25 protein-coding genes are annotated in these 23,516 nt (G+C 75.0%); 14 read left to right on the plus strand and 11 right to left on the minus strand.

Translation table 11 applies throughout. The annotated features are described in order from the left end of the window. Positions 1–22: 22 nt before the first annotated feature. Positions 23–766, minus strand: coding sequence for an alpha/beta fold hydrolase (locus ABT238_RS25915; RefSeq protein ID WP_350793661.1), 744 nt, complete (start codon positions 764–766; stop codon positions 23–25). Positions 767–982: 216 nt separating this feature from the next. On the opposite strand from ABT238_RS25915, the gene ABT238_RS25920 reads away from it, so the two are divergent. Continuing rightward, entirely contained in the window at positions 983–1,939 is a 957-nt protein-coding gene (locus ABT238_RS25920; RefSeq protein WP_350571070.1) for a helix-turn-helix transcriptional regulator, read from the plus strand. 95 nt (positions 1,940–2,034) lie between these two features. Here the strand turns inward: ABT238_RS25920 and trxA are convergent, their stop codons facing one another. Next, positions 2,035–2,424, minus strand: coding sequence for a thioredoxin (gene trxA, locus ABT238_RS25925; protein WP_350571069.1), 390 nt, complete (start codon positions 2,422–2,424; stop codon positions 2,035–2,037). A gap of 180 nt (positions 2,425–2,604) precedes the next feature. On the opposite strand from trxA, the gene ABT238_RS25930 reads away from it, so the two are divergent. The 3 genes from ABT238_RS25930 to ABT238_RS25940 are packed head-to-tail and all read left to right on the plus strand — an operon-like array spanning position 2,605 to position 4,519. Next, positions 2,605–3,195, plus strand: a complete 591-nt coding sequence (locus ABT238_RS25930) for a hypothetical protein (protein WP_350793680.1) — start codon at positions 2,605–2,607, stop codon at positions 3,193–3,195. 59 nt (positions 3,196–3,254) lie between these two features. Continuing rightward, the gene (locus ABT238_RS25935; protein ID WP_350793888.1) at positions 3,255–3,815 is read left to right on the plus strand and encodes a sigma-70 family RNA polymerase sigma factor; all 561 of its coding nucleotides are present in this window, start codon (positions 3,255–3,257) and stop codon (positions 3,813–3,815) included. Continuing rightward, entirely contained in the window at positions 3,812–4,519 is a 708-nt protein-coding gene (locus tag ABT238_RS25940) for an anti-sigma factor (protein ID WP_350793687.1), read from the plus strand. Before ABT238_RS25935 ends, ABT238_RS25940 begins: the two co-directional genes overlap by 4 nt. Positions 4,520–4,940: 421 nt before the next feature. Here the strand turns inward: ABT238_RS25940 and ABT238_RS25945 are convergent, their stop codons facing one another. Both ABT238_RS25945 and ABT238_RS25950 read right to left on the minus strand, forming a co-directional pair. Continuing rightward, entirely contained in the window at positions 4,941–5,471 is a 531-nt protein-coding gene (locus ABT238_RS25945; RefSeq protein WP_350793692.1) for a DUF1990 domain-containing protein, read from the minus strand. Further along, entirely contained in the window at positions 5,468–6,325 is an 858-nt protein-coding gene (locus tag ABT238_RS25950; protein ID WP_350793696.1) for a YndJ family protein, read from the minus strand. The genes ABT238_RS25945 and ABT238_RS25950 overlap by 4 nt, the downstream gene beginning before the upstream one ends. 184 nt (positions 6,326–6,509) lie before the next feature. On the opposite strand from ABT238_RS25950, the gene ABT238_RS25955 reads away from it, so the two are divergent. Beyond that, positions 6,510–6,779, plus strand: a complete 270-nt coding sequence (locus ABT238_RS25955) for a DUF1876 domain-containing protein (RefSeq protein ID WP_350571061.1) — start codon at positions 6,510–6,512, stop codon at positions 6,777–6,779. Continuing rightward, complete coding sequence (locus ABT238_RS25960; protein ID WP_350793705.1) at positions 6,776–6,973, plus strand: hypothetical protein; 198 nt, start codon at positions 6,776–6,778, stop codon at positions 6,971–6,973. Before ABT238_RS25955 ends, ABT238_RS25960 begins: the two co-directional genes overlap by 4 nt. A 61-nt stretch (positions 6,974–7,034) precedes the next feature. Here ABT238_RS25960 and ABT238_RS25965 read toward each other — a convergent pair whose 3' ends face one another. The 4 genes from ABT238_RS25965 to ABT238_RS25980 form a co-directional block, all read right to left on the minus strand. Beyond that, positions 7,035–7,475, minus strand: coding sequence for a PPOX class F420-dependent oxidoreductase (locus tag ABT238_RS25965; RefSeq protein WP_350793713.1), 441 nt, complete (start codon positions 7,473–7,475; stop codon positions 7,035–7,037). Positions 7,476–8,185: 710 nt separating this feature from the next. Beyond that, positions 8,186–9,715, minus strand: a complete 1,530-nt coding sequence (locus ABT238_RS25970; protein WP_350571057.1) for an MFS transporter — start codon at positions 9,713–9,715, stop codon at positions 8,186–8,188. A 162-nt stretch (positions 9,716–9,877) separates the two neighbouring features. Next, a complete protein-coding gene (locus tag ABT238_RS25975; protein WP_350571055.1) occupies positions 9,878–10,543 on the minus strand; it encodes a TetR/AcrR family transcriptional regulator in 666 nt (221 codons plus the stop codon). A 112-nt stretch (positions 10,544–10,655) separates the two neighbouring features. Beyond that, positions 10,656–11,252, minus strand: coding sequence for a GNAT family N-acetyltransferase (locus ABT238_RS25980; protein ID WP_350571053.1), 597 nt, complete (start codon positions 11,250–11,252; stop codon positions 10,656–10,658). Positions 11,253–11,432: 180 nt separating this feature from the next. On the opposite strand from ABT238_RS25980, the gene ABT238_RS25985 reads away from it, so the two are divergent. The 6 genes from ABT238_RS25985 to ABT238_RS26010 all read left to right on the plus strand — a co-directional run bounded on the left by ABT238_RS25985 (position 11,433) and on the right by ABT238_RS26010 (position 17,650). Beyond that, complete coding sequence (locus ABT238_RS25985) at positions 11,433–12,731, plus strand: ATP-grasp domain-containing protein (protein WP_350571052.1); 1,299 nt, start codon at positions 11,433–11,435, stop codon at positions 12,729–12,731. Then, positions 12,728–13,630 (plus strand): Rossmann-like domain-containing protein, encoded by a 903-nt coding sequence (locus ABT238_RS25990; protein ID WP_502891463.1) that lies wholly within the window; start codon positions 12,728–12,730, stop codon positions 13,628–13,630. Before ABT238_RS25985 ends, ABT238_RS25990 begins: the two co-directional genes overlap by 4 nt. Further along, complete coding sequence (locus tag ABT238_RS25995) at positions 13,627–14,754, plus strand: PLP-dependent cysteine synthase family protein (protein ID WP_350571051.1); 1,128 nt, start codon at positions 13,627–13,629, stop codon at positions 14,752–14,754. The genes ABT238_RS25990 and ABT238_RS25995 overlap by 4 nt, the downstream gene beginning before the upstream one ends. After that, a complete protein-coding gene (locus ABT238_RS26000; RefSeq protein WP_350571049.1) occupies positions 14,751–15,830 on the plus strand; it encodes a dipeptide epimerase in 1,080 nt (359 codons plus the stop codon). The genes ABT238_RS25995 and ABT238_RS26000 overlap by 4 nt, the downstream gene beginning before the upstream one ends. Beyond that, complete coding sequence (locus tag ABT238_RS26005) at positions 15,827–16,651, plus strand: class I SAM-dependent methyltransferase (protein WP_350793754.1); 825 nt, start codon at positions 15,827–15,829, stop codon at positions 16,649–16,651. The genes ABT238_RS26000 and ABT238_RS26005 overlap by 4 nt, the downstream gene beginning before the upstream one ends. Positions 16,652–16,858: 207 nt before the next feature. Next, positions 16,859–17,650 (plus strand): VOC family protein, encoded by a 792-nt coding sequence (locus tag ABT238_RS26010; protein WP_350571047.1) that lies wholly within the window; start codon positions 16,859–16,861, stop codon positions 17,648–17,650. 11 nt (positions 17,651–17,661) lie between these two features. Here ABT238_RS26010 and ABT238_RS26015 read toward each other — a convergent pair whose 3' ends face one another. Then, positions 17,662–18,147: a hemerythrin domain-containing protein gene (locus ABT238_RS26015; RefSeq protein WP_350793764.1), complete on the minus strand. Its 486-nt coding sequence runs from the start codon at positions 18,145–18,147 to the stop codon at positions 17,662–17,664. A 165-nt stretch (positions 18,148–18,312) separates the two neighbouring features. Then, on the minus strand, positions 18,313–18,909 hold the full coding sequence (locus ABT238_RS26020; RefSeq protein ID WP_350793771.1) for a TIGR03086 family metal-binding protein: 597 nt from the start codon (positions 18,907–18,909) through the stop codon (positions 18,313–18,315). 192 nt (positions 18,910–19,101) lie between these two features. Here ABT238_RS26020 and ABT238_RS26025 point away from each other — a divergent pair, with 192 nt between their 5' ends. Together ABT238_RS26025 and ABT238_RS26030 are read left to right on the plus strand one after the other, a co-directional pair. After that, positions 19,102–19,671, plus strand: coding sequence for a DoxX family protein (locus ABT238_RS26025; RefSeq protein ID WP_350793778.1), 570 nt, complete (start codon positions 19,102–19,104; stop codon positions 19,669–19,671). Positions 19,672–20,000: 329 nt separating this feature from the next. Next, complete coding sequence (locus ABT238_RS26030; RefSeq protein WP_350793786.1) at positions 20,001–22,556, plus strand: collagenase; 2,556 nt, start codon at positions 20,001–20,003, stop codon at positions 22,554–22,556. Positions 22,557–22,623: 67 nt separating this feature from the next. Here the strand turns inward: ABT238_RS26030 and ABT238_RS26035 are convergent, their stop codons facing one another. Beyond that, entirely contained in the window at positions 22,624–23,385 is a 762-nt protein-coding gene (locus ABT238_RS26035; protein ID WP_350571038.1) for a PP2C family protein-serine/threonine phosphatase, read from the minus strand. Positions 23,386–23,516 lie beyond the last annotated feature (131 nt).

Consider the following 23,516-nt stretch of genomic DNA (forward strand, 5'->3'; position numbering starts at 1 on the left):
GGGTGCCCCGCCGCCGTGCCCGCTAGTCGACCTGCGCCAACTCTGCCAGCACCGCCGCCGTTTCGGCCGGCCGGGAGAACATCGGCCAGTGCCCCGTCGGCACCTCGCGCAGCTCCCACTCCGGCCCGCCGAGCGCGGCGAAGAACGGATGCCCGGCGGCGATCATCTCCCGGACCTGCGCCAGCGGGATCGAGCACGAGACCAGGCCCTTCGGCAGCTTCGCCGCCGCGCCGGTCAGCCGCACCGGCTCCAGGAGCGTGCGGCCCGGCTGGTCGGTCGCCCGCGCGCGGAACCGGGCCAGCCCGTCCTCGTCGATCCCCGCGACGCTGGCGCCGCCCGAGGCGAGCAGCTCCCAGGAGGGCAGCGGCAGCCGCCAGCCGTCGACCATCGAGGCCTCCAGCCCGGCGCGGTACGCGGGGTCCCAGAGATCGGCGAGCGCGACGCCGTCGGCGAGCGGCCCGGAGTCGACCCAGACCACCCGCCGGATCCGCTCCGGCACCCGGTCGGCCGCGCCGCTCACGGCGATGGTGCCGCCGCTGTGGGCGACCAGCACCACGTCCCGGAGGTCCTCGCGGACCAGCAGGTCGGTCAGATCGTCGACGTGCGCCTGGGACCCGGTGTCGGAGGTGGCCTCGCCGGCGCGTTCGGCGAGCCCGGGCAGGGTCACCGCGTGCACGGTGTGGCCCGCGGCCCGCAGCGGCTCGGCCACCGCGTCCCAGGCCCAGCCACCGAGCCAGAAACCGGGGACGAGTACGAAGGTGCTCATGGGGGACGGTCCTCTCCTGGAATTGCGTGTTCTGAGGTGCTGGGCCGCGCGGCCGCCGCCGGGCACCGGGAACGTCACCCGGCTGCCCGTCGTCGACTCCGACCCTAGAATCACATCCGGACAGAACTCGACCGGATTAATCGGCGTCTTGCCCGACGGAGCGACGACCGGCGGCCGTCCGGCCCAACCGCAGCCCACCCGAGGAGCACAGGACCCGTGGAACACCCGGTCAGCCGCACCCTCGCCCTCCTCGAACTCCTCCAGGCCCGCCCCGGCCTCACCGGCGCCGAACTGGCCGCGCGCCTGGAGGTCGACGTCCGCACCGTGCGCCGGTACACGGCCCGGCTCGCCGAACTCGGCATCCCCGTCCGGGCCGAGCGGGGCCGGTACGGCGGCTACCGGCTGATGCCCGGATTCCGGCTGCCGCCGCTGATGTTCACCGGCGACGAGGCCGCCTCGGTGGTGCTCGGACTGCTGGCGGGCCGGCGCTCCGGGATGTCGGTGGGGGAACAGGCCGGGGAGTCGGCGCTCGCCAAGATCCAGCGGGTGCTTCCGCCGCAGCTGCGCGAGCAGGTCGCCGCCGTCGAGCAGACCCTCGGAGTGACCGCTCCACCCGCCGCCGGCCCCAGCCCGGCCGCCACCGCGCTCTTCGCACTGGCCGAGGCGGCCCGCCGCCGGCGTCGCGTCCGGCTCGACTACCGGGACCGCGCGGGCGCGGCCAGCGCGCGCGAGTTCGACCCGTACGGGCTGGTCTTCCACTCCGGCCGCTGGTACACCACCGGCCTCGACCACCGCAGCGGCGAGCAGCGGACCTTCCGGCTGGACCGGATCCGCTCCGTCGAACCGGGCGAGGCCGCCTTCGAACCACCCGCCGGCGTCGACCCGGTGCAGCGGGTGCTGGAGTCGCTCGCCTCGGTGCCGTGGACGCACGAGGTCGAGGTGGTCCTCACCACCACGCTCGCCGAGGCCCGCCGCCGCATCCCGCCCACCGCGGGCACGCTCACCGGGACGGAGGACGGGCGCGTCCTGTTCCGCGCGCGGGCCGAACGGCTCGACGGCATGGCCGTCCTGCTGGCCGGCCTCGGCTGGCCCTTCGCCGTCCGCCGTCCCGCCGCCCTCCGGGACGAACTGCGCGCCCTCGCCGCCCGCCTCACCGCCTGGAGCGAGGACTGAGGCACGGGGCGCCCCCGGACGCACGGCGGCGGGCCCCGGGGTGAGTGCACCACCGGGGCCCGCCGTGACGATCGGGCCGTGCGAACGGCCCGGTATCAGGCCTTCGGGCCGCCGTCCTGCTCCGCCGCCACCTTCCGCTTCACCTCGGCCATGTCCAGCTCGCGGGCCTGGCCGATCAGGTCCTCGAACACCGGCTCGGGCAGCGCGCCCGCCTGCGAGAAGACGAGCACTCCCTCACGGATGATCGCCAGCGTCGGGATCGACTGGATCCCGAAGGCCGACGCCAGCTCCTGCTGCGCCTCGGTGTCCACCTTCGCGAAGACCAGGTCCGGGTGGCGCTCCGCCGCCTTCTCGAAGACCGGCGCGAACTGGCGGCACGGGCCGCACCACTCCGCCCAGAAGTCGATGAAGACGAAATCCTTGCCGTCCGCGCCGGGGACGATCTCGTCGAAGTTCTCCTTGGTCAGCTCGACCGTGCTGCTCATGTCGCGATTCCTGCCCTTCCGGTGGTGGCGGTCAAGGCCATGTGCCCCCGACAACGGCTGCTGTCCGCGCGCTATTCCGCGGACCCTACCGTGCCGTCCGTTGAGCGGACGGCGGTCCCCGTCCGTACCGGAGGGTGTCCGGCACCGACGTGCACCCGCACCGACCGGGGAGCAGCCACCATGCGCACCACCCGCCGCACCGACGGTTCGACCGACGATCACACCGGCGGCCGGCGTCCCGCCCGCCGCCCCGGACGCTTCGCCGTGCTCGCCGCGTCCGGGCTGGCCGCGGCCGCCCTGGTGGCGGGCTGCGGCACCTCCGGCGGCGGCTCGCCCGCCACCCCGTCGCCCCCGGCCTCCGGCGCCCCGGCCTCGCCGGGCATGCCCGCCGCCGGCCTGCGGACCACCACCGACGCCCGCCTCGGCACCATCGTCACCGACGGCGCCGGCTACACCCTGTACCGCTTCGACCATGACAGCGCCGACCCGCCCACCACCACCTGCGACGGCGGCTGCGCGGCCCTGTGGCCGCCCGTTCCGGCCGACGGCACGACGGTCTCCGTCAGCGGTGTCGACGCCACGCTGGTCGGCACCGTCACCCGCGCGGACGGCAGCAAGCAGCTCACCCTCGCCGGCTGGCCGCTCTACCGCTACGCGCCCGACCACAAGCCCGGCGACACCAAGGGCCAGGGCGTCCAGGGCATCTGGTTCGCGGTGACCCCCAGCGGTGACCGGGCCGCCGCCGGCTCCGGTGGCTCGGGCGGCTACTGACCACCGCCGTCCGCCCGGTGGCGACCCTCGACCCGGAGGCACGCGTGCGCGAGGATGTGATGGTGACCGAGGAGCCTCCCGGTGGCGGCCGCCCGGCCGTCCGGGGCGCGCCGGCACCCGACGAGGAGCTGATGCGCGCGCTCTACCGCGAGCACGCCGGGCCGCTGCTCGGCTTCGTCCTCCACCTCGTCGCCGGCGACCGCCAGCGCGCCGAGGACGTCGTGCAGGAGACGCTGCTGCGCGCCTGGCGCAACCTCCACCGGCTGGACCCGGCGGCCGGGTCGCTGCGGCCCTGGCTGGCCACCGTCGCCCGCCGGATCGTCATCGACGAGCACCGCGCCGAACTCGCCCGCCCGCGCGAAGTGGACGCCGGCCCTCTGGAGTCGATGCCCGCCGAGGACGAACTCGACCGCGCGCTGCGGATGATGACGGTCGCTGACGCGCTCGGCGACCTCTCGGCCGCGCACCGCGAGGTCATCGTCGAGACCTACTTCAAGGGCCGCACCGCCGGCGAGGCCGCCGCCGAACTCGGCATCCCCGCCGGCACCGTGCGCTCCCGGGCGTACTACGCGCTGCGCGCGCTCAGGCTCGCGCTGGAGGAACGGGGAGTGACATCGTGACACCGTCCGAACCCGATCCCGCGCGGGCCGCGCACCTCGACGTCGGTGCCTACGTCCTCGGCGTCCTGGACCCGGCCGAACGCGCCGCCTTCGACGCCCACCTGGCCACCGGCTGCCCGCGCTGCGCCGCGGAACTCGCCGAACTCCGCCCCGTCGGGGCGCTGCTCGGCGAGTACGCGGCCGCCGCCGGTCCGGCCGACCCCGTCCCGCGACCGGACCCGGCCCTGCTCGACCGGCTGGTGGCGCAGGTCCGGGCGAGCCGCCGGCGCGGCCGGGTCCGGCGGCTGGTGCTGGTCGCCGCGGCGGCGGCGCTGACGATCGCCGGCCCGGCGGTGACCGCCGCCGTGATCACCGCCGACTCCACCCCCGGCGTGGTCGCCACCGCGAGCGCCCACCGGTTCACCGCGACCGACACCGCCACCGGCGCGCACGCCGTGGTCGGCGTGGACCCCGCCCCCTGGGGCAGCCGGGTCACCCTCGAACTCTCCGGTGTACCGGGGCCGCTGACCTGCGACCTCGTCGCGGTCTCCGCCACCGGCGGCCGGCAGACCGTGACCACCTGGAACGTCCCCGCCACCGGCTACGCCCCCGCCACCCCCCTCCACACCACCGGCGGCACCGCCTTCCCCCCCACCACCATCTCCCACTTCGAGATCCGCACCCTCGACACCAACACCCTCCTCCTCACCATCCCCACCACCTGACCCCCACCCCCCAACCGCCCGCCCGCCTCCGCACCTCGGCCCCACCCACCGACCGCCCTCACCCTGCGGCCACTTGAGGCCCGCCGAACCCCCTGCCTGCCCACACCCAGCCACCACACCGCCCGCCCTCCCCACACCGCCTGGCCACCCGCCGCCCCGCATCGGCTCGCACTCACGCCCTCCGCCCGCACCGGCCGCCGCCGCTGGGCGCTTCGGCGCTTCTTGTCGACGCGGGAAGCGGATGCGTGTGCGCTTGTCCCTGCGGTCCGGCCGTGGTCGGCGGAGTGGGAAGTCGATCTCGCCGACTTTCCACTCTCCGCGGCGGGCTGCTGGTGGTGCCCTGGGCGGGCATTCGTCTACGTGGCCCTCGGCCTGGCCGTGGTCGATGGAGGGAAGTCGGCCCCGCCGACCTTCCACTCCGCTAGCGCGTAGCGGCGGCGGCCATGCGGGCGAGGGCGTGGGCGCAGCGGCGGGCGAAGAGGTGTTGGGCGAGGGGGAGGAGGGGGCCGGCGAGGTGGGCGTACCAGCGTTGGGGGCGGCTGAACGCGTTGACGGTGAACCAGACCGCGCCGTCCGCCGCCAGCTCCACCGTGAAGGTCTCCTCGCCCACCGCGAGGTGGCCCCGGCGGGTGCCGTAGGTGAAGCCGTGGCGGTCGGGTCCGCCGCTGTCGACGGTGCTCCGCACCACCCGGCACGGGGCGCCGGCCCGCAGCGGGCCCAGGCCGATGGCGCAGTGGACGGGGACGCCGGCCGCGGCGCGGTCGGCCCCGGCGGTGATCCGGACGCCGGCCGCCCGGTGCATCCGCCAGTCGAGGACGGCGGCTCCGGCGGCGTCCAGGGCGGCGCGGCCGTGACCGACCACGGCACGGTGACGGAGGTGGCGGTAGCCGGCCGGCAGCGGGGCGTCGAGGTCGCTGCTCGCTCCGACCTCCGGGTAGTTGAGGTCGTTCACGGGGTGTACTCCCGGGTGGCCGGGGCGAGGCGGCGCCAGGCGAGGAGCGAGCACAGCGCGAAGCCGAGCGCGTTGCCGACGCCGTGGGTGGCGGCCATCCAGCCGAGGGTGGGGTGGGGGAGCCCGGAGGCCTCGCCGAGTGCCCACCACAGGGCGAGCAGCATGGTGACGGCGAGGACGGCCGCCGAGACCCCGAGCAGCACCGGCGTACTCCGCCCGCCCCCGCCCCCGCCGCGGACCCGCAGCTCGCGCCAGGTGAGCAGGCCGACCAGCCACATCCCGGCCGTCAGCACGGCGGCTCCCGCGAGTTCCGCCCAGTCGCCGACGAAGTAGGCGCCCAGGACCAGCAGGGTCCCGGCCGGCACGCTGAGCGCGGCCCACCGGGCGGCCGGACGGTCGGGGACGGCGCGGCACACCAGCCCGGCGACCAGGGCGGCGGTGAACCCGGCGTAGTGGAAGTGGGGGACGGTCAGGGCGAGGATGTCGAGGTCGAATCCGAGCAGCCGGTACCCGGAGCGCTCCGCGACCAGGGCGAGTCCGGCCACCGACGGCGCCGCCAGCGCGGTGAGCACGGCGATCTCGGGTGGCGCGAGGGAGCGGGTGCGGGCGAGCCGGAGCGGGGCGTGCGCGGCGAGGGCGAGTGTGCCGAGGGCGTAGAGCGCGGCACTGCCGATGGCGAGCGGGCCGCCGCGCGGCAGCCACAGCGAGAGCGCGCCGGGGACGGCGGCGAGCGGCCAGAGGCGGCGCAGCCGGGCGAGGGCGGGCTCGTCGATCAGCGCGAGGCCGAGCGGGATCACCGCGCCCATGCCGAGCAGGACCAGCAGGTCGACCAGTTCGGCGGTGCCTCGTCCCACGGCGGCCCCCACCTTCCTTGAACACGTTCAAACCACCCTTGCGCGCCGACTCTACGCGCAGGATTGAACGCGTTCAAGTTCCCCCTGGGTCTCGCCCCGGACCCTCTGCCCTGGTGTTCACCGGGGGTACGGCGCACCCTGGAGGAGTAACCGGACGAGGAGCGACCGCCGGAGGTGATCCGCCATGCAGACTCTTGTCGGTTGGCACATCGAGATGGAATTCCGGGAAGAGGGGCCGCGGACGGCCGCCGCCGCCCTGGTGCGGCTCGCGGACGGGACGGAGATGCGGGCGCACGGCTACGCGAGCCGTCACCCCTCCGACCCCGAGCAGCTGAGGGTGGGCGAGGAGATCGCGGCCGCGCGGGCGCTGAACGACCTCGCCTCGCAACTGCTGACCAAGGCCCACAACGAGATCCAGGCGGTCAGCCCGGTCCCGACCCACCCGCTGTCGTGACGCCGTCGGACGGCGCCGCCGGCCGGGCCGCCCACCGCTCGCGCATCCCGTTGATCTGTCCGCGCTGCGGCCGGGAGCAGCGGGTGGTGCCGGGCGGTCCGGGCCGGGCGGTCAAGGTGGTGCACGCCGACACGGGCCGGGAGGCCTGCGAGCCGGGGGACCTGGCCCACGCACCGGACGACGGCACGGCCTGAGCCCGGCCCCACCCCTCCCCACCACCCCGTCCCGCCCCGGCGGCCCCCGCCCCGTCCCGCCTCAGTTCGGGCAGTACGTGGCCGGCACCTGCCACTCCGGCCCGATCAGCCGCTGCTCCAGCTCGTTGAGCGTGATCCGGATGCCGACGGTCCCGGCCAGCCCGAGCCGCATCCGGCTGCGGGCCAGGGCCAGGAACGCCGCCAGCCCGTACTTGTTGATCAGCGACGTGCGGTAGCGGGCGGTGGCGTCCTCGTCGCAGACGGCGGCGCGGGCCGGGAGCTGACGCCCGGTCGGGCGCCCGTGCGCGTCGCACGGGCCCACCAGGACCTTGGGGTGGCGGCGGATCCGTTCGGCCTCGCCGGAGTGGGCGGGTGTCCAGATGCCGAGCGCGGTGCCGTCGGCGACCACCCAGATCTGTGAGCGGACCTGACGGCCGTCCTCGCCGAAGGTGGTGAGCAGGAGGTATCTGCTGTCGGCCAACTGGTCGGTTCGGTCGTGCACGGTGTCCTCCCTCTCCGTTGCGGCGGGTGGTCGCGGGCGGCGCGGCCTCCGTGGCCGCGCCCGTCGCCGGTGCCGTGGTGCTCGGTGGCCTGGTGCTCGGTGCCGTGGTGCTCGGTGCCGTGGTGCTCGGCGGCGCGGTGCCGTCCGGCGGCGTGCCGCCCGACGGGCGGGTGGCGCGCGCTGGCCCGGTGGAACTCGCCGGCGGTGGGCCTGGGGATCCGGGCGCCCTCGCCGTAGAGCCCACGGGACAGCCTCGCACGGGTGCGGTCAAGCACCCCGGCCGGGTGGGCCACTCCATTGTCGTCCACGGGGGCGGGCGGTTCGAGGGCGCGCGGCTGCTCGTGCGCGGTGAGCCGGTGCGGTTCGGCGGGTGCGAGCGGGGCGTGCACCTCCACGAACCCGCCGTGCGGCGGGCGCATGACGGTGCCGGTCTCGCGGCCGTGCCGCACCTTCTCCAGCTCCCGCCGCTGGAGGCCCGGGCACCGGCGCCCGGTGACGACGAAGACGGCCGCCGGGACGACGAGGAATCCCACCCGGACGGCGTAGGCGATGGTGTTCGGCCACAGGTGCAGGCGGGTGGCGATGAGGGTGCGGCCCCACGGGCCGACCTCCACCCGGGGAATCCAGCAGCCCGGGAACGGCGAACGGCCCGTCCGGTGTCGGGAAGACACCGGACGGGCCGCGGCGCACCGTCGCGAACCCCGCGGGGGTCAGTGCACGAGCACCGGCACCTCGTTGCCCTCCACCGCGTCGGCGTCCGCGCCCTTGCCGCCGCCGGAGCCCGGGTGGCCGGCGTTGATCAGGGTGAACGCGATCACGGACGCCAGCACCAGGATGCCGAAGGACCACCAGATCGCGGTCGAGAAGCCGTGCACCATGCCCCCGAACTGCACCGCCTTCGCGGCGGCCGGGGTGGTGGCCTCGGCCGCGTGGGCCACCAGCCAGGTGGTGGTGGCGCTGGCCGCGATGGTGTTCAGCAGCGCGGTGCCGATGGCGCCGCCGACCTGCTGCGAGGTGTTGACCATGGCCGACGCCACGCCCGCGTCGCGCGGCTGGACGCCGTGCGTGGCCAGGCTCATGGCCGGCATGAACGCGGTGCCCATGCCGAGGCCCATCAGGACCAGGCCGGGCAGGATCAGCGCCGGGTAGGAGGAGTCCAGGTCGATCTGGGTCAGGATGAGCATGCCGACCGAGGCGAGCAGGAAGCCGGGCGCCATCAGGTACCGCGCCGGGAGGCGGGTCATCAGGCGGGCGCCGATCTGGGTCGAGCCGGTGATCATGCCCGCCACCATGGGCAGGAAGGCCACGCCGGTCAGGACCGGGCTGTAGTCGAGCACGATCTGCAGGTAGTAGGTCAGGAACAGGAAGAGACCGAACATGCCGATCACGGCCAGGCCCAGCGACAGGTAGACCCCGCCGCGGTTGCGGTCCAGCACGACGCGCAGCGGCAGCAGCGGCGCCTTGACCTTCTGCTCGACCACGACGAACGCGGCCAGCAGCACGGCGGCGGCGATGAACAGGCCGATCGTCATGCCCGAGCTCCAGCCGTCCGACTCGGCCCGCGTGAAGGCGTAGACGAGGGCGACCAGACCGGTGGTGACCAGCAGCACGCCGGGTACGTCCAGGCGGTCGCGGTTGCGGCCCACGGCCGGCTCGCGGATCACCATCACCGCGCCCACGGCGGCGATCACGGCGAACGGGATGTTGACGAAGAAGGTCCAGCGCCAGTTCATGTACTCGGTCAGCAGACCGCCGAGGATCAGGCCGATCGCGCCGCCACCGCCGGCGATCGCGCCGTAGATGCCGAACGCCTTGGCGCGCTCCTTGGCCTCGGTGAACATCACGGCCAGCAGCGAGAGCGCGGCCGGGGCGAGCAGGGCGCCGAAGACGCCCTGGAGGGCACGGGCGCCGAGCAGCATCGCGGTGTTGGCGGCGGCGCCGCCCAGCGCGGAGGCGATCGCGAAGCCGGTGAGGCCGACCACGAAGGCCCGCTTGCGCCCCCACAGGTCGGCCACCCGGCCGCCGAAGAGCAGCAGACCGCCGAAGGCCAGCGCGTAGGCGGTGATCACCCACTGGCGGTTGCCGTCGGTGATGCCGAGGTCCTTCTGGGCGGACGGCAGCGCGATGTTCACGATGGTGGCGTCGAGGACGACCATCAGCTGCGCGAGGCCGATGAATATCAGGGCCTTCCAGCGCCTCGGATCGGGCTGGGTGGCGGGCAGGGCGTCGGTTCGTGGCATGGAGGTACTCACTTCGGGGAGCGGGGTGTGCGAAAGGGACGCGGGCAGGAGGCGGCGGCGGGCGCGCACGGGCGGCCGCACCGCGTCCCCGCGGTGAAGGTCTCGGTGTCGGGGTCACGCCGGTCGGCCGGCGCGGCTGATCAGCGGTGGATCAGCGTTGGGTCAGTGGTCGCCGTGGAAGTCCTCGAAGGTCGCGGCCCGGCCGGGCAGGACGGACGGGGCGGGTGCCCGCATGCCGTCCAGGAACAGTTGGAGGTGCCGGTGGACGAACCCTTCCAGGACGCGGCACCCGGTGCCCGGCAGCGGGCGGGTGAGCTGGCTCAGCGCGATGAACAGGTCGCCGTGGTCGACGTCCGGACGGGCCTCGCCCGCCGCCTTCGCCCGCTCCAGCAGGCCGCCGGCGACGGCCAGCAGGCGCTCGCGTGCCTCCGCCAGCTCCGGGTCGTTCCGGTCCACCCGGTCGGTGAGCATCGGGCACAGCGCGCCGACCTTCTCGTCGACCGTCTCGTGGGCGAACCGCTCCAGGGCGTCGAACGGGCCGGCGACCTCGGCGGCCGCGCGTTCGGCGATCGCCACGATGCGGTTCTTGACGAGCAGCGCGACCTCACGGATCAGTGCCGTCCTGGTGGGGAAGTTCCGGTAGAGCGTAGCGTTTCCGACGCCCGCCCGCTTCGCGATTTCGTCCAGCGGCGCGTCCGCGCCGTGCTCGACGAAGGCGTCCCGGGCCGCCAGGACGATCCGCTCGCGGTTGCGGCTGGCGTCCGCGCGCAGCCTGGGCGCACGGGCCGGCCCCGCGGTGCGGGTCGAACGGGGGGCGACGGTGGTCACGGGTGCACTCCTCCCGGGATACGGGTTCCGGGGAGTCACTCCCCGCTTAGTCCTACGAAGGGCTAAACGGGGAATCGCTCCCCGGAAATTTCGCGCCTCGGTGTGACCTGTGTCACATCCTCCCGGCGCCTCCGCTGAGCGCCGCCCGCGCCGCCGCCGCCACCGGCCGGCGCAGCGGGATCTCGAAGTGGACGGTGGCCACGCCGGGGCCGTGCTCGCCGGTCGGGCGGGCGTCGTAGACCTCCTCCGCGAGGCTGCGCCAGAACGGTTCGGCGCCGGGGACCGCGGTGTTGGTGTGCAGGTAGAGCCGCCGGTAGCCGCCCTCCGCGGCGGCGAACGCGCAGGCGCGGCGGACCAGCTCCCGGGCCAGCCCGTGCCGCCGGTGCTCGGCGCGGACGTAGACCCGGACGAGCTGCGCGGTGGTTCCGGACGGGTAGCGCCGGGCGATCTCGCGCGGATGCGGCGGGTGGGCCGGTCCGGTGGAGTGCAGCGCGGTGGTGGCCACCACCTCCTCGCCGTGCACGGCGACCAGCAGGGCGTGCCGGGGGTGGTCCAGGTAGTACCCCTGGAGGTCGACGACGTCGGCGTGCCAGTCGGGCACGTAGCCGTAGCCGAACTCGCGGTAGAAGGTGTCGAGGATCAGCCGGCGCGCGCCGGGCACGTCCTGCGGCAGCGCATGGCGGACGGCATAAGGGAGTTGACGGTCCATCAGAAAGCTCCGGCGAGGCTGGGGTGCGACGGGGGAGGGCAAGAGTACATGAAAACCACTTTCATCTGACGCAGCGACAAGCATGCGGTCCGGCGCGTTGAAAATGAAAACGAATCCCGTTACGGTCCTGATTGTCCGTCGAGTCCGCGGTCTCCGCGGTGGCCGTCGAGAGGAAGAGCCGTGGCGCATCTGCTGGTGGTCGAGAGCTGGGTCGGCTCCATGAGCCGGCTGTTGCCACGAGCGCTGGAGGAGGGCGGACACCGCTTCACCTTCCTCACCCGCGACCTGCACCACTACTTGCGGGCCGCCGCCCCCGCCGACGGTCCGCACCCGCTGCTCGCCGCCGGGAACATCCTCACCGCCGACACCAACGACCCGGACACGCTGCTCCCGTACGCCGAGCGGCTGCACGCGCTGCTCGGCTTCGACGGCGTGCTCTCCTCCTGCGACTACTACCTGCCGCAGGTCGCCCGGGTGGCCCGCAGGCTCGGCCTGCCCGGCCCGGAGCCGGAGGCCGTCGCCGCCGCCTGCCGCAAGGACCTCACCCGCCGCCGGCTCGCCGGGGCCGGCGTCCCCGGGCCCGCCCACGCGCTCTGCGCCGACCGGGAGCAGGCCCGCGCCGCCGCCCGGGCGATCGGCTACCCGCTGGTCGTCAAGCCGGTCGACCTGTGCGCCGGGATGTTCGTCCGAGCGGTCCGCGACGAGGACGAACTCCTCGCCGCGTTCGGGGCGTTGGACGCCTTCCCGGTCAACGCTCGCGGCCAGCGGCGGGAGCCGGCGGTGCTGCTGGAGGAACTGCTCACCGGACCGGAGGTCAGCGTCGAGACGGTCTCGGTGGACGGCGTCGCGCACGTCGTCGGGATCACCGACAAGAGCGTCGGCGGCGCGCCCGCCTTCATCGAGACCGGCCACATGTTCCCGGCCGCCCTGGACCCGGCCGAGGCCGAGGCCGCCGCCGGCACCGCGGTCGCCGCACTGGCCGCGCTCGGCCTCGACCGGGTCGTCGCGCACACCGAGGTCAAGCTCACCTCCGCCGGGCCCCGGGTGGTCGAGGTCAACCCGCGTCCGGCCGGCAACCGGATCACCGAGCTGGTCCGGCGGGTCACCGGGGTCGACCTGGCCGCCGCCGCCGTCGACCTCGCGCTCGGCCGCCGCCCCGACCTGACCGCCCGGCCGACCGGGACCGCCAGCGCCGCCATCGCCTTCCTGGTGCCCGGCGGCGGGCAGAGCGGCCTGCTGGCCGGCTTCGACGGGGAGGACGCGGTGCGGCGCGACCCGGCGGTGGTCGAGCTCGCCCTCGCCGCGGCCGGCCGCGAGGTGCGGCCCGCGACCAGCAACAACGAGTACCTCGGGCACGTCATGACCGCCGACGCCGGCGGGGCCGGGGCGCGCCGCAGCGCCGAGCGGCTGCTCGCCGGGCTCCGCCCCCGCCTCGCGGCCGCCGGCCGTCCGGCCGAGGCCATGGCGGTGTCCGCGTGAGCGCCACCCTCACCGAGGCCCCCACCGCGAGCGCCCCCGTCGGCAGTGCCCCCGTCGCGAGCGCCCTCACCGCGAGCGTCGGGGCCCCCGCCCGCTCCGTGCTCGACCAGATCACCGGGCGGGTCCGTACGGGGGCGTACGGGCCCGACCCGGCCTCCCTGCCGATCGCGCTCGCCTTCAGCACCGTCCAGGCCGTCCGGCACGGCGGACGCGCCCGCGGGTACCGCAACGAGGTGCTCAGCCTGCGCATCGGCTCCGCCGTCGGTTCCTGCGCCGTCGAACCCGGCGAACTCCCCGCCGACACGATCACCGACTGCGTCGGCGCCACCGTCGGCGAGCTGCTCGACCACCCGCTCGCCGCCGTCCGGGTCGCCGCCCTCGACGCCTACCTGGGCCACTGCCGCCCGCACGGACCGGTGCACGGCGCCCGGCGCTTCGGGCTGCCGGCGGGCTCCTCGCTCGCGAAGTCGCGGCTGCGCGCCTCCGCCGTGGTGGGGCTGCTGCCGCTCGCCGCCGTCCGCCGGGTGCTGGTCGTCGGCGTCGTCAACTCCCTCCTGGAGCAGCTCCGTTCGCACGGGGTCGAGTACCTGGCGTGCGACCTCAAGGGCGGCACCACCGAATGGGACGAGCCGGTGCACACCGACGCCCTCGCCCACCTCGACGACTGCGACGCGATCCTCGCCTCCGGCATGACCCTCGGCAACGGCTCCCTCGACCCGCTGCTCGCCCACGCCCGCGCCACCGGAAAGCCCCTGGTGCTGTTCGCGCAGACCGGCAGCGCCGTGCTGCCCCGGCTGCTCGGCCACGGCGTCACCGCCGTCAGCGCCGAGCCCTACCCCTTCTTCTGGCTCGACGGCGGTCCCTCCGTGCTCCACCTGTACGGGGGTGCGGCCCGGTGACCGCCCTGCTCGGCTCCGGCGCGGTGCTGGACACTCCGGTGCTCGGCAACCCGGCCCTGCTGCCGCTGCTCGGCGGCACCCCGCTGGCCCGGATCACCACCCCGCTCCCGCACCCGCACCCCGGCTTCTGGGCCAAGCTGGAGGGGCTGAGCGCCGGCGGCATGAAGGCCCGCCCGGCTGTCGCGATGCTCCGCGGCGCCCACGCCCGGGGCGAACTGCGGCCCGGAGCCACGGTGGTGGAGTCCACCTCGGGCACCATGGGCGTCGGCCTCGCCTTCGCCGGACAGGCCCTCGGCCACCCCGTCGTCCTGGTCGGCGACAACGAACTCGAGCCGTCCATGCGACAGCTGCTGCGCTCCTACGGTGCCCGGCTGGAGCTGGTCGAGCGGCCCGCCCGGCACGGCGGCTGGCAGGCCGCCCGGCTCGCCCGGGTGCGCGCCGTGCTCGACCGGCTGCCCGGCGCCTACTGGCCCGACCAGTACAACAACCCCGACAACGCGGCCGGTTACCGGGCGATGGCCCAGGAGATCACCGCCGACCTCGACCACCTGGACGTGCTGGTCTGCAGCGTCGGCACCGGCGGCCACAGCGCCGGCCTCGCCGAGGCGCTGCGCCGCCGCTGGCCCCGGCTGCGGATCATCGGCGTCGACTCGGTCGGCTCCACCATCTTCGGCCAGCCCGCCCGGTCCCGGCTGATGCGCGGCCTCGGCAGTTCCATCCACCCGCGCAACGTCGTCCACCACGCCTTCGACGAGGTGCACTGGGTCGGCCCGGCCGAGGCCGTCGACGCCTGCCGGCGCCTCGCCCGGGGCGCCTTCGTCAGCGGCGGCTGGTCCACCGGCGCGGTCGCCCTGGTCGCCGCCTGGGCCGCCCGCGCGCACCCGGACGCCGCCGTCGCCACCGTCTTCCCCGACGGCCCGCACCGCTACCTGGGCACCGTGTACGACGACGCGTTCTGCCGGCGGCACGGCCTGGACGCCGAACGGGCCGCGCCGCGCCCGACCGAGATCCCGCACCCGGCGGCCGTCGAGGTCACCGGCTGGGCCCGCTGCCGCACCGGCCGGACCGCGCCCGCCGCCGTCCCGGCGGTCACCGTCGCCGCCCGCCCCGAGGAGGACCGATGAGGCTCGACGTCCGCACCGTCCGGCTCCGCCTGGCCGAGCCGCTGCGTATCTCCCGCTCGGTGACCACCGAACGGGACGCCGTCCAACTCGCCCTCGCACACGGCGGGTTGACCGGCCACGGTGAGGTGGTCAGCAGCGTCCACCTGGCCCTGCCCACCGACCGGATCCTGCGCGGGCTCGACGCGTTGCGCCCCGCGCTGGAGGACGGCCCGGACCCTGAGCAGGCGCTCGCCGACCTGCGCGACGGCGCGGCCCCGTACGCGCCGCTGCCGGCCGGGGTGCTGGCCGCCGTCGAGGCCGCCCTGCTCGACCTGGTCGGCAAGCGGGCCGGTGAGCCCGTCCACCGGCTGCTCGGCCGGGCCGAACCGGTCGCCGCCGCCACCGCCCGCACCATCGGCATCGACCCGCCCGCCCGCGCCGCCGTGCAGGCCGCCCGGCTCGCCGACGCCGGGTTCACCGTGCTCAAGGTCAAGGCCGGCGCCGCCGACCCCGGCCTCGACCTGGCCCGCGTCCAGGCCGTCCACGAGGCCGCCCCGGCCGCCCGGCTGCTGCTCGACCCCAACGGAGCCTGGACCCCCGCCCAGGCCCTCCGGCTGCTGCCCGCCTTCGCCGCCACCGGCGTCGAGGCCGTCGAGCAGCCGATCCCCCCGGGCAGCCCCGACGCGCTCGCCGCCGTCGCCGAACGCTCGCCCGTCCCGGTGATCGCCGACGAGGACGCCGTCGACTACGAGGACGCCTGCCGGCTGGCCGGCCGGGTGCACGGCGTCAACCTCAAGCTCGCCAAGTGCGGCGGCGTCCACCAGGTACTGCGCATCGCCGAGGCCCTGCACGGCAGCGGCACCGAGCTGATGCTCGGCTGCCTGGCGGCCAGCTCCCTCGGCATCGCGCCCGCCGTCCACCTCGCCGACCGGGCCCGCTGGCTGGACCTCGACGGCCACCTGCTGCTCGCCCACGACCCCTGGCAGGGCATCGGCGGCGCCGACGGCACCGTCCGCACCCCGGACCGCGCCGGCCTCGGCGTGCTGCCCGCCGCGCGCACGGAGGCCGAGCCCCGGACGGTGGCCGGAGCCCGATGACGCACCGCCGCACGGCCGCCGGCCCGGACGCCGCCCGCCGCAACCTGCTCACCGACCGCCCGGAGCTCTACGAACTCCGCTTCCCCGACCCCGGGTTCACCGCCGCCCGGTGGGCCGAGTCGATGCTCCGGGAGCACGGCGCGGGCCCCGAGGTCCTGGACCTCGGCTGCGGCACCGGCCGCGACGCGGGCTGGCTGCACCGCACGGCCGGACGCACCGTCACCGGCCTGGACAGCTCCCCGGCGATGATCGCCCACGCCCGGACCCGCCACCCCGGCCCGTCCTACCACGTCGGCGACATGCGGGAGTTCACGCTGCCCGGGCGGTTCGACGCCGTGCTCTGCCTGGACAGCGCACTGCTCTACTGCCACACCAACGCCGACCTCGACGCCCTGTTCGGCCGGCTCCGCCACCACCTGCGCCCCGGCGGCCTGCTGGTCGCCGAGATGCGCAACGGCGCCTTCTTCCTCGGCCGCACCGAACTCCTCGACGCCGCACGGCTCGACAGCGTCACCCACGACGGCGTCACGCACACCTCGCGCACCGTGCTGTGGATCGACCACGCCGCCCAACTCCTGCGCCGCACCCGTAGTTGGGCCGCCGACGACGGCAGCCCGCCGGTCGAGCAGCACTCCGCCTGGCGGCTGCTCTTCCCCCAGGAGCTGCGCCACCTGCTCGCCGTCCACGGCTTCACCGTCCTCGCCCTCCACGACCGGCCCGGCCCGCGCACCGACCCGCCCTGGACGGACGGCGACCGGCCCGCCGCCACCGCCGACGGCGACCGCCTCCACCTCGTCGCCCGCCTCGCCCCCGCCGCCTGACGGCGGAGCGATCCGGGGCAGAACCTGGCCCCGACCGCCCCGGGCGCGGGCCGGGACGGCTTCGGCGGTGTCCCGGTGCCCCGGGCAGGAGGGGGCGTGGCACCTCCGCGAACCGGCGGACACGGCCTAGGCTGAAGTCGCCCGGGCGGCCGGACGGCCGTGGGAGTCGGGAGGGGCCCGGCAGCCGGGGTCTCGGAGGTGGTCGCGATGGTCAGCGGTGGGACGACGGCCGAGGTGCGCTGCGTGGCGGCCGTCCCGTGCTGGGTCAGCCTGATGGCGCGCGACCTCGACACGGCCAAGGCCTTCTACGGGCCGCTGCTGGGCTGGGAGTTCGAGCCGGGGCCGGACCGTTTCGGCCCGTACGTGCACGCCGTGGCCGGCGGCGAGGCGGTGGCCGGACTGGGCGTGGCGAGCGGTGGCTGGGGCATGCCCGTCGCCTGGACCAGCTACTTCGGCACGGAGAACGCGGACGCCGCCGCCGACGCGGTCCGCGAGCGGGGCGCGACGCTCGCGGTGGGCCCGCTCTCCTTCGACGCCGGCCGGGTGGCGTTCGCCGCGGACCCCCTGGGCGCGGTGTTCGGCATCTGGGAGGGCCCGCTGGGCCGTGCCCGGCGGCTGGACCTCCTGGGCGCGCCGGTCTGGATCGAGCTGCGCACCCCGGACCCGTTCGCGGCCGCGCTCTTCTACGGCGAGGTGTTCCGCTGGGACGGCCGGGACCCGGAGCGGTTCGAGGTCCGCTGGGAGCACGACCGGGTGGTGCTGCGGGCCGAGGGGCGCAGCGTGGCCGCGCTCGCCAGGGAACAGGCGACCGGCCCGGCGGGGATGCCGCCGCACTGGGAGGTGTCGTTCTCGGTGCCGGACACCGACGCGGCGCTGGCCAGGGCGGAGCAGCTCGGTGGCAGCGCGCTGGGCCCGGCCTTCGACTCGCCGTACGGGCGGGTCGCCCGGCTGCAGGACCCGGAGGGCGGCCGTTTCGCGGTGATCAGCGCCAAGCCCTGATCGCCACGGCCCTACGGCCCGGCCTCGGCGATCTCCGCCCGATCGGCCCGCAGCCGTTCGGCGAGCGCGGTCCGGGCGGCGGCGGGGAGGGCCTTGCGGGCGGCGGGGAACAGCTGCTCCTCCTCGGCCGCCAGGTGCCGGCGCAGCAGCTCGGCCAGCCCGCGCAGCAGGGTGTCCGGCGCGGGGTCGCCCGGCGCCAGGGCCTGGAGGTCGGCGAGGTACTGGCCGATCGCGAGGTGGTCGTGGATGCACCGGAACACCAGCGCGCCGCCGTCCGGCACGTCGTGCTGGACGACCGGGAACAGGTGTTCCTCCTCCGCCGCGCAGTGGCTGAACAGCAGGTCGGTGAGCCGCTCGATCAGCTGCTCCCGGCCCGCTCCGCCGTCCCGGCCGGACTCCCCGGGGCGGGCCGGGGCGGCCTCGATCCGGGCGAGCAGGTCCTCCACCGCGCGGTGCTCCGCGGTGAACTCGCCGAGGATGTCCGGCTTGCGGCTCATGGCGCGCCCGCCTCTCCCGTCCGCTTCGGTTTCGGCTCCCCCCGACACCTCCAGTATCCGGCGCCGCCCCGGTCACCCGGGCGCCGCGGCGGGGGAGAAGGCTCCCGGGAGCCGCCCGGGAGCCGCTCCCGCCGGGCGGCGCCGCAGGTCAGGGGCGGTTCCGGCTCAGGGGCGGTACCGGCGTCCGGTGAGCGCGAGCATCCGGGTCTGGGCGTCGGCGTCCTCCGCCACCGGCAGCGGCGGGTCGAACAGCCCGCTGCCGGAGAGGTCCCCGTAGCCGGTGTACTCGGCGAGCGCGAAGTCCACCAGGCCCTCCGGCAGCCGGGTGAGCCGGCCGGTGCCCTCGGCGAGGTCCCAGGTGTGCACGACGGCGTCGGCGGTGAGCTGGTCCAGGTAGTACTGCCCGGAGACGTCGCCGAAGGACAGGTGCACGGTGAGGTCGGCGGCTCCGGGGACGGCGAAGGCGCCGCGGGCGGCGTCCGCGGCGGCGCTCCAGGCGCCGACCGGGTCGTCGCCGAGGACGTCGCCGTCGAAGCGGCCGCCCACCTCGGCGATGGTGGCGCCCATCAGCAGTTCGGGGACCCAGAGCTGCTCGCCGGTGAGGTGGTTGACCAGGTCCCGCACGGTCCAGTCGGCGCAGGGGGTGGGCGCGTCCCACTGGTCGGGCGTGACCAGCCTCACCCGTTCGGTGAAGGCGGCGAGGGCCTCGGGGTACGGGGTGCCCTTCCGCTCCGTCCGTCGGTGTTGGTTGCGGTGTGCCATGCCCTGAGCGTGCCCTGCCCCACGCCGTCGTACGCAGGTCCAGACCACTACTGACCCGGCCACGCCAAAATCTCACGTCCGGCCAGTTGTTCAAATTCAAACTTGCAGGTACGGTCAAACAACCCCGCTGGTTCGAATTTGAACAAATCGGTCCAGCATCGACGAACCCCCCTTTTTTCGATGGAGACGCGCATGCCGAGCAGCAGCCCGAGCACGACCGCCCCCACCAACCACGCCGCCGCGGCGACGGTCCCCGGATCCGCGGCCACCTCCCCGCACGCCTACGACACCGGCCTCCTGCTGCTGCGGGTGGCCCTCGGTCTCACCATGGCCGCGCACGGCAGCCAGAAGCTCTTCGGCTGGTTCGGCGGCGGCGGGATCGACGGCACCTCCGCGTTCTTCGGCGCGAAGGGCTACCCGGCGCCCAAGTTCATGGCCGTCGTGGCCGGCCTCACCGAGACCGGCGGCGGACTGGCGCTCGCCGTCGGCGTGCTGGCGCCGCTGGCCGCCGCCGCGATCCTGGGCACCATGCTCAACGCCCTCGCCGTCACCTGGAGCGGCAGCTTCTTCGCCATGAAGGGCGGCAGCGAGTACGAGCTGCTGCTGATCGCCGCCGCGGCGGCGCTCGCGCTGACCGGCCCCGGCCGCTACGCCGTGGACCGCTACCTGCCGGTGGTGCGCTCGCACCGGCTGTCGTACGGCGCGGCCGCCGTCCTGCTCGCCCTGGTCACCGCGGGTGCGGTGCTCCTGGCCCGCGCCTGACGCGCCGATCGCGGCGGCCGTCCCCGCCGCCGGAACACCCAGAGGCCGCCGGTCGACCGACCGGCGGCCTCTGCCGTTCTGCGGTCATTCGGTGAAGTTCCTGTGGGGAAGCGGCAGTTGTCCGTTCCGAGGGTTCCTCGGTCATGTGATGTATGCCATTGTACATGTCACACTCCCCACCGGTGCTCGACGGCACCGCCCCAATGGCGCCGTCGCAACGGTCCTCACCATTCCCACCGGCCGCGCCCCCACGCGGCCGACGAAGGCCCGGAGGCCCCCACGTGAGTACCGCACGTCCCTTGCACCAACGTCCCCACGTCGCGAGGTTGTTGACGCTCCTCCTCGCGATGTTCGTGGCGGTCGGACTGTTCGCCCCGAGCGCTCAGGCCGACCCCGCCCCGGCTTCGCCGCCCTCCGGCGGAGGCTCGCCCGCGACCTCGGCCGGGCCCGCCGGGCTGGCCCCGCAGCCCGCGATCGGTGACACGCCGGACGCCCACGGCGAGAAGAAGCCGGTCGCGGCCCGTGACCGCGCCCCGTTCTCGACCGCGGACCCCGCGCGCGCCGAGCGTCTGTCGAAGGCGGAACAGCAGGCCGAGCAGAAGGCCGAGCTGGCCAAGGCCTTCGGCGAGAGCGCCCCCATGGCTCTCGCCGAACAGCCCTGCAACATCCCGGACTTCAGCCGCACCGGCGGTGCTCTCGTGCAGGCCGTCAAGGCGGCCGACATCGGCTGCATCAACAGCCTGTTCACCCTGACCGGCGGGGACGCCAACGGAACCTTCCGCGAGTCCCAGATGGTCACGGTGGCGGACGCCCTGCGCGACAACGCCGCGAACTACCCGGGTGACAACTCCACCTCCACCGCTCAGCTGGTGCTGTTCCTGCGGGCCGGCTACTACGTGCAGTGGTACCACGCCTCCGACGTGGGCACCTACGGCACCGCCCTGCAGACCTCGATCCGCGGCGCGCTGGACACCTTCTTCAACAACGCGCACTCCCGTGACGTCACCGCGGCCAACGCGGGCACGCTGGGCGAGGCGGTCATCCTGATCGACAGCGCGCAGGAGAACGTCCGCTACCTGCCGGAGGTCAAGCGCCTGCTGGGCGCCTACGACGCCGCCACCCACAACCCGGCGAACATGGGCAACGCGCTCAACGGCGTGTTCACCGTGCTGTGGCGCGGCCACCAGGCGAAGGGCTTCGTCGAGGCGGTGCAGGCCGACCCGAGCGTGCTCGACTCGCTCTCCGCCTTCGCCAACGCCAACAGCGCCCTGCTGGGCGGCGACTACACCTTCCTGGTCTACAACGCGACCCGCGAGCTGGGCCGTTTCGTGCAGTACGAGGCGCTGCGACCCAAGGTCACCCCGCTGCTGAAGGGCCTGGCCGACCACTCCTCGCCGAGCGACCGCACCGCGTACCAGTGGGCCGCCGTCGCCGAGATGGCCGAGGCCTACGACCCGGGAACCTGCTCCACCTACGGCACCTGTGACGCCCCGGCCCGGCTCCGGGCGGCCGTCCTGACCGTCGACCACGCCTGCAGCCCGAGCATCCGCGTCCGCGCCCAGAAGCTGGACGCCGCGCAGCTGGAGACGACCTGCTCCAGCCTCAACGGCCAGGACGCCTTCTTCCACTCGGTGGCCAAGGACGGCGGCCCCGTCGCCGACGACCAGAACACCACCATCGAGGTCGTGGTCTTCCACACCCGCTTCGACTACGTGGTGTTCGCCGCCGGCATCTTCGGCATCGACACCAACAACGGCGGCATGTACCTGGAGGGCAAGCCGGGCGAGGCCGGCAACCAGCCGCGCTTCCTCGCCTACGAGGCCGACTGGGCCCTCCCGGACTTCCAGATCTGGAACCTCAACCACGAGTACACCCACTACCTCGACGGCCGGTTCAACATGTACGGCGACTTCGACGCCGGCATGACCACCCCGACCATCTGGTGGGTCGAGGGCTTCGCCGAGTACGTCTCCTACTCCTACCGCAACGAGACCTACGACGCGGCGATCACCGCCGCGGGCCTTCACACCTACCGGCTCTCCGACCTCTTCGACACCGCGTACGGCGACCAGGAGCGCGTCTACCGCTGGGGCTACCTGGCCGTCCGCTACATGCTGGAGCAGCACCGCGCCGACCTGGACGCCGTGCTCGCCAAGTACCGCGCCGGTGACTGGGAGGGCGCCCGCACCATCCTCAAGCAGACCATCGGCACCCGCTACGACGCCGACTTCGACAGCTGGCTGACCAAGTGCGCGGCCGGCGCCTGCGCCGGCGGCACCAACCCCGGCGGCAACCAGGCGCCCACCGCGGCCTTCACCGCCGCGGTCAACGGCCTGGGCGTCTCCTTCACCAGCACCTCCACCGACCAGGACGGCACGATCGCCTCCTACGCCTGGGACTTCGGCGACGGCACCACCGCCACCACCGCCAACCCGGCCAAGACGTACGCCAAGGCCGGCAGCTACACCGTCACCCTCACGGTGACCGACGACAAGGGCTCCACCGCGAGCGCCCGGCAGGATGTCGCCGTCGGCGCCGGCGGCGGCGACGGGTCGGAGTGCACCGCCACCGACACCCGCCTGCTGGACAAGAACTGCACGCGCAGCAACGCGGCGGCGACCGCCGGCAACTACGCGCACTTCTACCTGCTCCTCCCGGCCGGGGTGACGCAGCTGAAGCTCACCAGCACGGGCGGCACCGGCAACGGCGACCTGTACTACAACGGCGACGGCTGGGCGTACACCGACGCCTTCACCGCCAAGTCCGCCGACCCGAACGGCAACAACGAGACCCTGACCATCACCAACCCGCCCGCCGGCTACGTCTTCCTGAGCCTCTACGCCCCGCAGGGCTTCTCCGGCGCGACCGTCAAGGCCGAGTACTGACCGAGGAGTTGTGACCCGACAGCACTGACCGAGGGCCCCGGCGGAGTTACCGCCGGGGCCCTCCCCGTCACTGCCCGATCCGCACCAGGGCGAGCGTGATGTTGTCCGGCCCGCCGGCCTCGATCGCCGCCTTCCAGAGCTCGAACGCCGTCCGCCCGTCGGCCCGTTGGGACTCCGCGGGCGGACGCGCGAGCAGCGCCGACAGCTCCTCCTCCGGCACCGCGTCGGTCAGCCCGTCGCTGCACACCAGGTACCGGTCGCCGACGGCCAGCGGCGCGCTGCGGACGTGCGGCTCGACGAAGGTCAGCCCGAGCGAGCCGCCGAGGGTCTGGGTGACCACCGAGGTGGTGCGCCGCCCGGGCGGCAGCGGCGGGCTGTCGTCCACGCTGATCCGGTGCAGCGAGCCGTCCCCGATGCGGTAGACGCGGCTGTCGCCGATGTTGAAGACCACGGCCCGGTCCGCGAGCAGGACCAGGCCCGCCACCGTGGTGCCCATCGCGGCCAGCCCCGGATCCCCGCCGGCGGCCGCGTAGACGTCCCGGTTGCAGGTCTGCAGGGCGTCCCGGACGCTCTCCTCGCCGTCGAGCCCCGGCCCGGCCGCCGCCAGCCGCCGGGCGACCAGGGAGCTGGCGACCTCGCCGCCGGGATGGCCGCCGAGCCCGTCGGCGACCGCGACCACGCACGGCGGGCCGAGCGGGAAGAGCAGGGTCTGCGGGTTGGTGGTGACGGTCGCGCAGAGCGTCCACGGCCCGACGGTGAGGCTGTCCTCGTTCTGTCCGCGCACCAGGCCCTCGTGGCTCAGCGCGCTCACCGCGATGTACTCCGCCATCGGTTCGCCGCCCTTCGGGTGCTCCGGCCGACCGCTCCCGGCTCCTCCCATTGTCCCGCGCGGGCACCCGGCCGACCCGTCGGCGTCCCACCGGCGGGCGGACGCCGAACGGTATTGCACTGATCGATCCA

This window comes from Kitasatospora sp. NPDC001527 (assembly GCF_040298605.1).
Classification (GTDB): Bacteria; Actinomycetota; Actinomycetes; order Streptomycetales; family Streptomycetaceae; genus Kitasatospora.

Bases quoted from the DNA above. Each gene is read 5' to 3' on its own strand.
- ABT238_RS25930 (WP_350793680.1), top strand. From the start codon at position 2,605: ATGCGCACCACCCGCCGCACCGACGGTTCGACCGACGATCACACCGGC.
- ABT238_RS26035 (WP_350571038.1), bottom strand. From the start codon at position 23,385: ATGGCGGAGTACATCGCGGTGAGCGCGCTGAGCCACGAGGGCCTGGTG.
- ABT238_RS26000 (WP_350571049.1), top strand. From the start codon at position 14,751: ATGAGGCTCGACGTCCGCACCGTCCGGCTCCGCCTGGCCGAGCCGCTG.
- ABT238_RS25970 (WP_350571057.1), bottom strand. From the start codon at position 9,715: ATGCCACGAACCGACGCCCTGCCCGCCACCCAGCCCGATCCGAGGCGC.
- ABT238_RS26005 (WP_350793754.1), top strand. From the start codon at position 15,827: ATGACGCACCGCCGCACGGCCGCCGGCCCGGACGCCGCCCGCCGCAAC.
- ABT238_RS25915 (WP_350793661.1), bottom strand. From the start codon at position 766: ATGAGCACCTTCGTACTCGTCCCCGGTTTCTGGCTCGGTGGCTGGGCC.
- ABT238_RS25955 (WP_350571061.1), top strand. From the start codon at position 6,510: ATGCAGACTCTTGTCGGTTGGCACATCGAGATGGAATTCCGGGAAGAG.
- ABT238_RS26025 (WP_350793778.1), top strand. From the start codon at position 19,102: ATGCCGAGCAGCAGCCCGAGCACGACCGCCCCCACCAACCACGCCGCC.
- ABT238_RS26010 (WP_350571047.1), top strand. From the start codon at position 16,859: ATGGTCAGCGGTGGGACGACGGCCGAGGTGCGCTGCGTGGCGGCCGTC.
- ABT238_RS26020 (WP_350793771.1), bottom strand. From the start codon at position 18,909: ATGGCACACCGCAACCAACACCGACGGACGGAGCGGAAGGGCACCCCG.
- ABT238_RS25935 (WP_350793888.1), top strand. From the start codon at position 3,255: ATGGTGACCGAGGAGCCTCCCGGTGGCGGCCGCCCGGCCGTCCGGGGC.
- ABT238_RS25980 (WP_350571053.1), bottom strand. From the start codon at position 11,252: ATGGACCGTCAACTCCCTTATGCCGTCCGCCATGCGCTGCCGCAGGAC.
- ABT238_RS26015 (WP_350793764.1), bottom strand. From the start codon at position 18,147: ATGAGCCGCAAGCCGGACATCCTCGGCGAGTTCACCGCGGAGCACCGC.
- trxA (WP_350571069.1), bottom strand. From the start codon at position 2,424: ATGAGCAGCACGGTCGAGCTGACCAAGGAGAACTTCGACGAGATCGTC.